The organism is Leptospira harrisiae (assembly GCF_002811945.1).
In the GTDB taxonomy this organism is placed as follows: domain Bacteria; phylum Spirochaetota; class Leptospiria; order Leptospirales; family Leptospiraceae; genus Leptospira_A; species Leptospira_A harrisiae.
Genome location: NZ_NPDX01000002.1, coordinates 21321 through 33005, shown reverse-complemented (window position 1 = coordinate 33005; position 11685 = coordinate 21321). Strand labels below are relative to the sequence as shown.

General features: G+C 37.9%; 8 protein-coding genes. 1 reads left to right on the top strand and 7 read right to left on the bottom strand.

What is annotated here, in order from left to right:
* Nucleotides 1-26 precede the first annotated feature (26 nt).
* Nucleotides 27-1121: a UDP-N-acetylmuramate dehydrogenase gene (locus CH364_RS09915; RefSeq protein WP_100744720.1), complete on the bottom strand. Its 1095-nt coding sequence runs from the start codon at nt 1119-1121 to the stop codon at nt 27-29.
* Between the two features lie 50 nt (nt 1122-1171).
* Here CH364_RS09915 and CH364_RS09910 point away from each other — a divergent pair, with 50 nt between their 5' ends.
* A complete protein-coding gene (locus tag CH364_RS09910; RefSeq protein WP_100743754.1) occupies nt 1172-1534 on the top strand; it encodes an arsenate reductase family protein in 363 nt (120 codons plus the stop codon).
* A 140-nt stretch (nt 1535-1674) separates the two neighbouring features.
* On the opposite strand, the gene CH364_RS09905 is transcribed toward CH364_RS09910, so the two are convergent.
* The 6 genes from CH364_RS09905 to CH364_RS09880 form a co-directional block, all read right to left on the bottom strand.
* A complete protein-coding gene (locus tag CH364_RS09905; RefSeq protein ID WP_100743753.1) occupies nt 1675-2556 on the bottom strand; it encodes a transglutaminase family protein in 882 nt (293 codons plus the stop codon).
* Nucleotides 2549-5083 (bottom strand): circularly permuted type 2 ATP-grasp protein, encoded by a 2535-nt coding sequence (locus tag CH364_RS09900; protein WP_100743752.1) that lies wholly within the window; start codon nt 5081-5083, stop codon nt 2549-2551. Before CH364_RS09900 ends, CH364_RS09905 begins: the two co-directional genes overlap by 8 nt.
* A complete protein-coding gene (locus tag CH364_RS09895; protein WP_100743751.1) occupies nt 5084-8341 on the bottom strand; it encodes a transglutaminase family protein in 3258 nt (1085 codons plus the stop codon).
* Between the two features lie 2 nt (nt 8342-8343).
* Entirely contained in the window at nt 8344-9312 is a 969-nt protein-coding gene (locus tag CH364_RS09890; protein ID WP_100743750.1) for an alpha-E domain-containing protein, read from the bottom strand.
* An 8-nt stretch (nt 9313-9320) separates the two neighbouring features.
* Nucleotides 9321-10745 (bottom strand): circularly permuted type 2 ATP-grasp protein, encoded by a 1425-nt coding sequence (locus CH364_RS09885; RefSeq protein ID WP_100743749.1) that lies wholly within the window; start codon nt 10743-10745, stop codon nt 9321-9323.
* Nucleotides 10746-10923: 178 nt separating this feature from the next.
* Complete coding sequence (locus tag CH364_RS09880) at nt 10924-11673, bottom strand: SDR family NAD(P)-dependent oxidoreductase (protein ID WP_100743748.1); 750 nt, start codon at nt 11671-11673, stop codon at nt 10924-10926.
* Nucleotides 11674-11685 lie beyond the last annotated feature (12 nt).

The window sequence follows — 11685 nt, the reverse complement described above, 5'->3', positions numbered from 1 at the left end:
TTATATCGACAATTACCAAATCTTTTTTAGGGTCTTACAACCGGTTCCATTTCCAATCGCACAAAAAAAGTATCAAATACTCGTTGTCTCACTGATTCTGCCATTTCCAAAAGTGCAGAGGTTGTCCCCTCTATATTGATTAGACCTAAACAATGGTTCTCCGAGATGCCGACACCACCCGGATATTTCGACCCTTTTTGGATTCCAGAATTTTCAATTAGCCAGGCAGCAGAGAGTTTTTTAAAACCGGTAGATTCAGGATAAATTGGAGGATTGTCAAATCCGAGTTTCTTTGCATTTTCCAAAAATGAAACGATTTCTTTTTCTTCTAAAATGGGGTTCGTAAAAAATGAACCCACCGAACGAGTGTTTGGATCATTTTCATCCAATACCATTGACTTTTTTTTTCTCAATTCGATGACCAAATTCCTAACAGCTTCCAATTGGACAATTCGTTTGTCCATATCTGATGTAGAAGAACTATTAGAAGAAAATTCTTCCAAATCTATTTTCTCCCATGCTTTTTGAACTTCCGGATATCGAAAACAAGGTGAAGATAATTTAGATAATTGAAAAGTTACGGAAACTACAATATGTTCTTTATAAATTCCAGATTTAAATTCACTGTTTCGATATCGAAACTTACAATCTTCATTTGAGATGGTGATACATTCTCCGGATGGGTGCATACATTCAACATTTACAATTGAATCCTTTACTTCTTGGCCATAGGCTCCGATGTTTTGGATAGGGGATGCACCAACACAACCTGGAATTCCAGAAAGACATTCAATTCCAGCTAACCCTTGTTTTACTGTATATTCAACGAATTGGTCCCAAGGAACTCCTGCACCAACTTGGTAGATTGTATTATTTTCATTTGAGTCTAAACAACGAATTCCAGGAATTTTCATTTGTAAAACAACACCAGGATAACCGGAATCCCGAAAAATTGTATTGGAGCCACCACCCAAAATTAAATATGTTTGGTTTTGATTTTTACAAAATCTTAAGGCTTTCGCTAAGTCTTCTTTTGTTTTGATCGATATAAAATAATTGGCCTCGCCACCCAAACGCAACGTTGTGAACGGAGCCAAAGGAATATTGTTTTGGACCAACATTGTTCCAATAAAAAGTTTCCGCAAAAATCGTAAGTAAGAAAATCAGTCTTATGAGTCGTTCCAATCCCAAAGTTTACGAATATTCTGGTTGTAGTACCTGTCGCAATGCTCTGAAATTTCTAAAATCAAAAAAAGTGGAATTCCAACAAATTCCCATCCGAGAAACAGCCCCAACTGCCACTGAATTAAAAAAAGCAAAACAATACTTAGGCGACATTAAGAAACTTTTTAATACCTCAGGAAAAGATTACCGAGAAGGAAATTGGAAGGAGAAATTGGGGAGCCTTACTGAGGAACAAATTTACAAAGCACTTTCAGCCAACGGAAATTTAGTGAAGCGGCCTTTTGTTGTCGGTGATGGCTGGTTTTTGGTGGGATTTAAGGAAGAGGAATGGAAAGAAAAATTGGGGTGAGTGGGTACAGATGGGATATGAGTATCCCCGCCCTGACTAGGGAGGGGAACTAGACCCGCCACCCAATGAGTCCCTTCTATCACAACTTTCCAATAAACTCGAGTGATAACTTGAACCTCTCAAAAATACTTTCAGAAAGTTCATATTTGTTCGCGAATCACGTCTACTTCCACTTTCAATTTATGTTTCCCACCACCAAATAAAATGCCTTTCAAAGGGGATACGTCTGCATAGTCACGTCCAATTGCGGTGATGATGTATTCTTCTGTAATCATTTTTCCATTTGTCGGATCAAAATCCATCCAGCCAAACGTCGGACAATAGACAGAGACCCAAGCATGTGTGGCATCACTTCCTTGTAATTTCTGTGTTCCAGGAGGAGGCAATGTTTCTAAATAGCCACTCACATACCTCGTTGGAATTCTTAACGAACGTAAGGCGGCAATCATCAAATGAGAAAAATCCTGACATACTCCTTTTTTTTCATTTAAAACTTGATCAATGGGAGTGTTGATACTTGTAGCTTTAGGGTCATATTGAAAAGTCTGGTAGATAAAAGTTGTCATCTCTATTGCCGCAGCAAATACAGGTTTTCCTTCGGTAAAAAACATTCGGGCAAATTCAGAGTAACTCTCTTTTGCTGCAATAAAAGATGATGGTTGAATGTATTCAATAGATAAAATATCAGCATCTAACATAGATTCATGAATGAGCGAATAAATATTTTCCCAAGGAGTCGATTTATACAAATCAATTCCTAATGATTGGTGAGTCCGCACAGTTGATTCAACCACTACCTCTAAAAAACGATGAGGATCTTCCACTGAAAAAAGAAATACCTGGTTTCCAAAATAATCTCTGCGAAACGAAGATACTACTGGTTTAGGATTCACAGTCACATGAGTTCTAAAACAATCTTGGTGCGGCGACGTCAAAGGATACATGTGAGCCATATTATGGCAATAAGCAACTGTATCGTCATAACTGTATTTGGTTTTATGAATTACCTTAAAATCAGCCATTACCATCACCGATTCGTGTTTGTTCTTCTGTATAATTAAAGTATCGTGATGCCAACGAATCTGATAAATTTTTCAAATGGTTGTGTAACTCTTCTAGCCAAATCGATACAGATTCCAAAGGATTTTCCGATTCAAAGAAAATGGATATATCTTTCATTTTAAAATGAGTATAAAGTTGTAAGGCAGCTCGGTCTTCTGAATACACAACCTTTTCATTTTTTCCAGGTAAATATTTTATGTCTGAATTGATTTGTTCTAATTGATAAGCAAAAGACCTTGGATTAGTTGTATCAAATAGTAAAATATCCAATACCGATTCCTGATCTACTTTTCCACTATAACGTCTATTATAAGTTAAACGAATATCATTGATTCTTAAAAAAGTTTCAAAAGAAGCTTTGTCTCTAAAACTATCCCAACGAATCATACCTTGTAGCATCAAAATCATATTGATTGATCTTTCAATTCGGCGACCCAAGTTTAGGAAATACCAACCAGCTTCCCGACTCATATTTTCAAAAGACAGACCAGTGAGAGAAGAAAGATTTACGACAATTTTCTGAAGGAAATCTATGATCTGATCGTAAGATTCAATTTGATGATTCGACTGATCTTCCAAATGAAGCAGAATTTTTTTCATATCATCCGATAAACGATCTCTTACTGATTTCGATGCCATCACCAAACTGCGTAAATGGAAGGCCAAACTTCCCACAACCCCACGATCTGAAGTCAATCGCTGTAATTCTGAAAATGGATTTAAGAATAATTCACCAGCATCATCACCCAAAAAACCTGGATAACTATTGGTTACATGAGTTACGAGTTTTAATGCGTTTTCTAAAGATTCCCTTTCATAACCATCTTCTACTTGTAAAATTTTAAAAACAGCCTCTCGTATAACCCTAGTTTGGTTCTCTGATCTTTCTAAATACCTCGCTAACCAAAATAGGTTGTCAGCAACACGGCTAGGGACACCAGAACTTTTCCGAGAGATCATGACATGATCTGATTTTGTGACAAGTAATGATTCTTCTTTTTGAGTTTCTGTTGCCAGAACCCAAAGGTCTTTACTCCAAGCTCCTCTTTGGCTCGTAATGAAAAAATCATCTAAGGAAGGGGATACTCTTACTAAACCACCAGCCATAGTCTGATAACCAGACCCAGAAGAAGAAACAAAGGTTCTCATAATGGCTCGTCCTGGTCGGAACCCATTCTCACCTAATACAGGTACGGTGGCAGAAGCAATCATTTCTTGTGCAATAAATCGATTTGGTGATGATTTTAGCTTTTGTAAAAATGAATCTTTCCTATCTCCACTCAGTTCGATAAAGGTAACCGGCTTTTCCTCGTCCATACGAGACACAGTTTTAAAAACATATTTTTCCGGGTTTTGTAATACCCATTGAAAATGTTCTTTGGTTCCCATCCAATAAGTAGGAGCCATTGGAAGAATTAAATCTTCGCCTAAATAAAATCGACACAAGTCTGAATAAAAAGGCAACAAGGCACGGTTCTCTAAAAATCCTGTTCCAATAGGATTTGCGATTTTTACATGCCCTGAACGTACTGATTCTAAAAGTCCAGGAACACCTAAGAGAGAGTCTCCTCTTAGTTCTAATGGATCCATAAAATCATCATCAACCCGACGCAAAATCAAATCGATCTGTTGCAAACCTTCTACGGTTTTCATATAAACTTTATTTTTTCTAACTGTTAAATCTTCACCTTGAACCAGAGTGTAACCCAAATAACCAGCTAGATAGGCATGTTCAAAATAGGTTTCATTCGAAGGTCCCGGAGTTAAAAGAACGATCACAGGTTCGCGCCCAGTAACACCTGCAAGTTGAGTTAGTGATTTACGAAGAGACCTAAAATAAACAGCAACTCGATGTACCATGGCATCGCGATACATACTTGGAAATATTCGAGATAAAACAATTCGGTTTTCCAAAGAATAGCCGGAACCTGAAGGAGCCTGAACCCTGTCATTTAAAACGTAAAAATTTCCATCAGCAGCACGAATCAAATCACAAACAAAAAATAAAAGAGCAGGATTTTTAGTTAGGAAATGATTGGAATCATACATTCCGTCGCAAGCTCGCAAAAATGATGTTTCATTAAAAAGAATTTCTGGTGGGATTTTTTTTTCATATAACAGGCGTCTTTTGGAATAAACATCTCTTACGAGAGCATCTAATAAATCCGCTCGTTGGTTTAGTCCTCTTTCTAATACTCGCCATTCCTCACTTTCCATAACCAAAGGAAATAAATCCAAATCCCAAGGACGTTCTTTTGCTTCAGGTGAGTCTGATTGGTATAAATTATAAGTAACACCATTTTCTCTAAGAATACGATCTGTATCTCGCCTACGATTGATAAGTTCTGCAGGTCCTAACTCTTGAAATGATTTGACTAAGAACTTATATTTATTTCGGATTTGGCCTTCTGCATCATAAAGTTCATCATAAACTCCAGGTATCGTTTTATAATTTCCGATTAAATGATAAGGATCTTGTGTCATCATCTACTTGAATGTTACCATCCTAAGATCCAAGGTTGTTGGGAAGGCTTTATTTTCCAATCGAATTGGCGGAAGGCTTTTTCCAATCTTATGGCCATGAGTCCAAAAACGTGAGATCCTTCTGGATTCTGCTTCATATCCATTGATAGGAATGGTTTGGTAAGACAAGCCTCCTGGATGAGAAACATGATAAGTACATCCTCCAAGTGCTCTATGATTCCATGTATCATAAACATCAAACACTAGGGATTGTTGCGCAGGTATTTGGGGGTGTAAAGTAAAAACAGGAGACCAAGCTTTGAATCTGACACCTGCAACAAATTCATTTTGGACAGATGTTGGCTGTAGCGGAACTTCGTACCCATTACAACTCAATCTGTATCTCTCTGGATGAAATCCTTTTACTTTAACTTGGACTCGTTCTGTGGCAGAGTCTACTCCTCTCGAAGTTCCTTGTGCTGTGTTTTCTTCACCAAGTACGTTCCAAGGTTCAAGTGCCATACGTAATTCAATTTCCATTCCATCCAAATAACAAATTCCATATTGAGGGAATCGAAATTCAAAAAAAGGATCAAAGTCTTTTGATAAAAATCCAAATCCACTATTTTGTAAATCCTGGATTACTTCTTTGAAATCACGGTACACAAAGTACGGTAACATATATCGATCATGTAATTCTGTATTCCAATTGATTGGATTTCCATAATAAGGATCTTCCCAAAACTTACAAATGATAGCCATCATAAACGCTTGTTGGATGACACTCAATTGGTAATGAGGTGGCATTTCAAATGCACGCATTTCAATTAGCCCCAAACGTCCGGTAGGTGATCCTGGATCAAAAAGTTTATCAATAGAAATTTCAGTTCTGTGAGTATTCCCTGTAATATCAATTAAGATATTTCTTAAAACTCGATCCAACATCCAAGGTGGTGTGTGGCGACTCGAATCAATTTGTTGGAAAGCAATTTTTAGTTCATGTAATGAATCATTTCTTGCTTCATCAATTCTAGGGGATTGGGAAGTAGGACCGATGAACATTCCAGAAAATAAATATGAAAGACCTGGATGATTTTGCCAATAGGCCACTAAACTTCGCAAAAGCGATGGTTTCCTTAGGAAAGGACTATCACCGACAGATGCTCCCCCAAGTGTGATATGATTTCCACCGCCAGTGCCCGAGTGTCGACCATCGATCAAAAACTTTTCAGCAGTCAATCGGAGTTGATAAGCTTCTTCATATAACACTTTAGTTTTTTCTACAATCTCTCCAAAGGAAGAAGAAGGATGAAAATTGACTTCTATCACTCCTGGATCTGGCGTGATCTTAAAACGATTGAGTCTAGGATCATGAGGAGCCTCATAACCTTCTAAAACAATTGGTATATCAGTTTCTAAAGCAGTTTGTTCGATTGCATAGATAAGCCGAAGCCAACCTTCTAAAGATTTGATTGGCGGTAAAAAAACACGAATGTTCCCATTTCGGGGTTCGACACATAGTGCGGTACGTGTCCGTTCTTCAGCAATCTTATAACTTGCAGTGGTAGTTAAGAAAGGTGACTGACCTAATTCTTTAGCTTTTGGAAGAGCTGGTTTCGGAGCTGCCGGATCCTCAGGAAGTGTGAACGATTGTTTTCCACTTAACGAATGCAATGGTAACCGTAAACCGATTGGTGAATCTCCCGGAATTAAATACATTTTCCCACGTCGGAAAATCCATTCGTCCGATGTCCAACTCTGGTTTAAAACATCATAATCTAAAGGAAGAGTATATCCTACTTCACGATGTAAACCAGAATCAACTACTTTCAGGATTCTTTTTCTTTCCATTTCATCGTAGGTATTCAAATCATTTAAGATAGATTCAGTTTCTGCAGGTAAGTTTGCTTCCTGCCATAAATAGTATAAATTATCTTCGTAAGCCGTATGAATTGAAGTAGTTGGAACTCGAAGATAATCACCAAGAACACTTATGAATCTTCTTGCATCTTCTGTAGTTGCCGATCCCGTATAACGATCGTCAGCTCGTAAATAGGGATGGTTCCAAATGGGTTCTCCATCTTTTCGCCAGTATGATATCATTGCCCATCTTGGAAGTGGTTCTCCTGGATACCATTTCCCTTGCCCATATTGCAGGAGGCCACCGGGAGCAAAATGTTTTCCCAATCGTTTGATGAGTTGTTCTGACTTAGAATACTTTTCAAAACCTAAGGCATCAAAATTCCATTCCGGTGCTTCCCGATTTTCTGTGGATACAAAGGTTGGTTCGCCACCAATTGTAAGTCTGATATCATTTTTACGAATTCGTTTATCAATGGAATCACCCAAACGAATGATCCTATCCCAATCTTCGCCTTGGTAAGGTAATGTGACTCGTGGAGTTTCTAAAACTCGTTCCACACCCATATGAAAGGAAAACTCAGCTTTGGCTTTTTCCGCAAAACCATAAATAGGTCCTGCTGATTCGGGTTCTGGTGTTGCTGCCAAAGGAATATGACCTTCTCCGGTAAATAAACCCGAAGTAGGATCGAGGCCTACCCATCCCGCACCAGGAACATATACTTCTGCCCAAGCATGTAAATCAGTAAAATCAGATTCTGCTCCCGAAGGCCCATCCAGTGATTTTACATCTGCTTTTAATTGGATCAAATAACCAGAAACAAATCTAGCAGCAAGGCCCATATTCCTAAGAATTTGAACGAGTAAATAAGCGGAGTCACGACAAGAACCCATTCGCGAAGATAGTGTTAACTCAGGCGTTTGGATTCCCGTTTCCATCCGGATCACATAACCAATGTCAGAGTATATTTTTGCATTTAAGGTTACTAAGAATTCAACGATTCTTCTCGGAGTTTTATCGATTGTTTTTAAGTATGGAGAGAGTAACTTCCCCGGTTTTTTAACTTTTAAGTAAGGAGCGAGTTCCTTTTTTAATACCTTATCATAAGTAAATGGAAAGTTCTCTGCATACTCTTCTACAAAAAAATCAAATGGATTGATTACTTTTAAATCGGTGACTAAATCAACAGCTACTTGTAAGATATTCGTTTTTTCAGGAAATACTAACCTTGCTAAATAATTTCCAAATGGATCTTGTTGCCAGTTGAGAAATTTTTGTTCAGGTAAGATATTGAGTGAATAAGAAACTATATGGTTTTTAGTATGCGGTGCTGGTCTCAGCCGAATCACATGAGGAGACAGTTTAATCGACTTATCATACTGGTAGGTTGTGATATGGGAAAGGGCAACTCGTATACTCATAGTTAGTTTGTAAAAAATCGTTCCACAATTTTGGAACCTATATGATTCAGCTCAATTTGAATATCATCTAGATATTCATGTAGACCTTTATCAAAAATGGATTTGATATTTTCTGATCGCAACCGATTCAAATAAACTGTCGTCGCATCTTGCGCTAAGTTTCTAGGCAAACCTTCTTTAATTCCAGAAATTTTATCCAGAGCCTCTTGCATCTCTTGGATGCAGAAAAAAATGGATCTAGGAAAGGTTTCATTCAAAATCAAAAACTCAGCAATATCCGTTGGATCAACACGTTTGTATTTTTGATTGTACATCTCATGTGCAGAAGCTGATTTTAAAAGAGATAACCATTGTAATAAATCTAAAGTAGAACCCACATCATGCACAGAAGGAAGTAAGATAAAGTACTTCATATCTAGAATTCTAGTGGTTTTGTCTGCTCGTTCTAAGAATCTTCCAAGCAATGAAAAATTCCAAACTTCATCATGAGAAATGGTAGCATCAGAACATCCATAAAAACTTTGGCAACTTTTTCGTACTGTGCTAAGAAAGTCGGAAAGTCCCATGGAAAGTGTATCTCCATGAATTTCGGAACTTTCCATATACACTTTACGATAGTCTTTTACAAAGAGATAAAACTCATTTAACACTTCCCACATAGAAGTAGAAATGTTCTCACGAATGGTTCGTGCATTCTCACGGGCTCTAGACAAACATTGAAAAATTGAGTTTGGATTCTCTTCATCAAAGGTCATAAACCGTATAACATTGACCGGACTGGGACTAGAGTATCGTTTTTCAAATAACTCAATGTCACCCGTTGTATGCACAAGTGGTAACCACTGATTGGGTACCTCTTCATGCAAATCTAATGATAACTGATGATTGACATCAATAAACCTCGAGTAATTTTCTGCCCTCTCGATGTATCGATTCATCCAAAAAACTGATTCGGCAACTCGGCTTAACATATAACACCTTATCCTAAAACCCAGGTGTCTTTTGAACCGCCTCCCTGGGATGAATTGACCACAAGCGATCCTTTGCGAAGTGCCACACGAGTGAGTCCACCTGGCATTACATAAATATCTTTTCCGTACAAAATGAACGGCCTTAAATCAACGTGCCTTGATTCAATTTTATCTGCAATGAGTGTAGGAACTGTAGAAAGGTTTAGTACTGGTTGAGCAATGTAATTTCTTGGATCCGCTTTGATCAGTTCCTTAAAATCTTCTTGTTCTTGTTTGCTTGCCTTTGGACCAATGATCATTCCGTAACCACCAGCGCCGTTGGCGGCTTTTACTACTAAGTTATGAATGTTATCCAAAACAAATTTTAAGTCGGCTGCTTCAGAACAAAGGTAAGTAGGAACATTTGGAATGATAGGTTCTTCACCTAAGTAATATTTAATAATCTTAGGAACATAAGAATAAATTACTTTATCATCAGCAACACCCGTTCCTGGAGCATTGGCGAGAGCTACGTTCCCTCTTTTGAATGCTTCAAAAATTCCTTTCACACCAAGTAAAGAGTCTGGCCTGAAAGTGGATTGGTCCATAAAGGTATCGTCAATTCTGCGATAAATCACATCTACCTTACGAAGACCTTTGGTTGTTTTCATATATACTTTGTGATTTTCAACAATGAGATCAGATCCTTCCACAAGATACACACCCATCTTTTGTGCTAAAAAACTATGTTCATAATACGCTGAGTTAAAAACACCAGGTGTCCAAACAGCAATCACTGGATCGACAACATCAGTTAGATTTTCTAACATGGATCTTAAGTGGTAAGGGTAATCATAAACTTGACGAATGTTTAATTTTTCAAAAAGTTCAGGAAAGGTTCGTTTCATTACTTCCCGATTTTCCAATACATACGAAACACCAGATGGGCAGCGTAAATTATCTTCTAACACATGAAAGGCGCCTGCACCGTCACGAACCAAATCAGTTCCAGTAATATGAATCCAAATATCTTTTGGAGGTTTGATTCCGATACACTGCTTGAGGTATCCAGAACTCGATTCAATCAATTCCCGAGGAATGATTTTATCTTTTAAAATTTTTCCTTCCCCATAAATATCTGTTAAAAATAAATTGAGAGCCTGGATTCTTTGTTTCAGTCCTTTTTCCATACTGATCCATTCTTCACTTGGAACAATACGAGGGATGACATCAAAAGGCATGATCCTTTCTTGTTCCCCACCATCACCGTACAGAGTAAAGGTGATCCCTAGTGACATTAAGGCCCTTTCCGCCGAGCTACTGCGTTTTACGAGTTCGATCCCACCCAAACTCTCCATTTTTGTTTTTACGAAGTCGTAACTTTTGCGAGGAAAACCTTCGCTGGAAAACATCTCATCATATATATTTTTGGCACTATAATCGGCGATAAACATGGGGGTACCCTCTGCTTACTTAGTTAGCAATATTTGTACCAAATGGATGAAATGACCAGAAAGGATGGATTTCTTCCCCATCCGACATAAGTCCGTTAAACGGAGGTTTGAATCTGTTTAAAAAGTAAGCACGAGGAAAGAATCGAAGGAGACGATGTATACAAAGAGTACGAAATGACTAATTTTCGGAGGAAGGAGCCAAATCAGAGGAGGCAATTTTTCGTTTTTTCTCCTGTTTGAGTCGAAATGCGTAGGCTAAACTTCGGAAAAAATGTAAAAACGGCAAAAATTTTAATAAAATTCGATTTCCCCATTGGTAAAAATGTTCGTATCTACGTTTTTTCGGGCGAAGGACTGATTGAAACACTCGTTTTGCCAATCGATTTGGATTTGAAAGTTTTGGTTCCATTGCAATGATTCGCGAGAACCGAAACTTTCTTCCCATTTGACCTCGAAACGAATCCCAAAAATAATCCAAAGCAGATTTAGACGATCCGTAGAGTCCAAATCCAGGCGTAGGAATTTTTGTTAAATCAGAACTAACAACAATAATATGAAGCCCAACAGAAACTAAATTGGTTAATCGTTGTATGGTGTGGATGGGAGCTAACGTATTTGAATTAAAAAGAATTTTTAATCTAGTCCAATCTTCTTTTTCATCTTCCGCATAAGTGATTTGTTCGGAGTTTAAAATAAAAACATCTATTTTATCTAATGTTTCGATAGCCGATTCAATCAACCGCTCCATTTGTTCGGGTTTGGAAGGATCAATTTTGTACTTTTGTAGATTCGGATGGTTGGGAATTTCTTCCGGATTTGGATCACCTACGACAACCAGTGCACCTTCTTTTAGAAGAAGTGGCAAAAGTTCTTTACCCAACAGAGAAGAACCTGAACTAAGAACAACCTTTTTCGACGAAAGTTTCATAACACTGACTCA

What these genes read in the sequence shown, in the direction of transcription:
- CH364_RS09895 (WP_100743751.1), bottom strand. Translation starts at nt 8,341, where the DNA reads ATGAGTATACGAGTTGCCCTTTCCCATATCACAACCTACCAGTATGAT.
- CH364_RS09905 (WP_100743753.1), bottom strand. Translation starts at nt 2,556, where the DNA reads ATGGCTGATTTTAAGGTAATTCATAAAACCAAATACAGTTATGACGAT.
- CH364_RS09885 (WP_100743749.1), bottom strand. Translation starts at nt 10,745, where the DNA reads ATGTTTATCGCCGATTATAGTGCCAAAAATATATATGATGAGATGTTT.
- CH364_RS09910 (WP_100743754.1), top strand. Translation starts at nt 1,172, where the DNA reads ATGAGTCGTTCCAATCCCAAAGTTTACGAATATTCTGGTTGTAGTACC.
- CH364_RS09900 (WP_100743752.1), bottom strand. Translation starts at nt 5,083, where the DNA reads ATGATGACACAAGATCCTTATCATTTAATCGGAAATTATAAAACGATA.
- CH364_RS09915 (WP_100744720.1), bottom strand. Translation starts at nt 1,121, where the DNA reads ATGTTGGTCCAAAACAATATTCCTTTGGCTCCGTTCACAACGTTGCGT.
- CH364_RS09890 (WP_100743750.1), bottom strand. Translation starts at nt 9,312, where the DNA reads ATGTTAAGCCGAGTTGCCGAATCAGTTTTTTGGATGAATCGATACATC.
- CH364_RS09880 (WP_100743748.1), bottom strand. Translation starts at nt 11,673, where the DNA reads ATGAAACTTTCGTCGAAAAAGGTTGTTCTTAGTTCAGGTTCTTCTCTG.